Genomic DNA, 282 nt, shown 5'->3' with positions numbered 1-282 from the left:
GTGGCAAGTTGTAATGGCATGAAGCAGAGCATGAGCCGAAAAGGTAACTGTTGGGACAACGCGCCAACTGAAAGGTTCTTCAGGAGCTTTAAAACAGAATGGATGCCAAAGGGCGGTTATGAGAATATTGCTGAAGCTCGGACTGCCATTATTGATTATATTTGGGGCTATTATCAGTCAGTGAGACCACACCGTTTTAATGACTATTTAACACCGCTAGAAAAAGAGAAACGCTACTTTAACAAAAACCTCTTATCAGGTGTCCTAAATTAGTTGACCACT

General features: G+C 41.8%; 1 protein-coding gene. It reads left to right on the top strand.

From position 1 onward, the window contains the following. Window positions 1-273 (top strand): transposase (locus ACT3SX_RS15710; RefSeq protein ID WP_444761890.1); only part of this gene is annotated, 273 nt, incomplete at its 5' end. Between the last annotated feature and the right edge of the window lie 9 nt (window positions 274-282).

The organism is Psychrobacter sp. AOP31-B2-9 (assembly GCF_052378005.1).
In the GTDB taxonomy this organism is placed as follows: Bacteria; Pseudomonadota; Gammaproteobacteria; order Pseudomonadales; family Moraxellaceae; genus Psychrobacter.
This window is presented reverse-complemented; position numbering and strand designations above follow the sequence as displayed.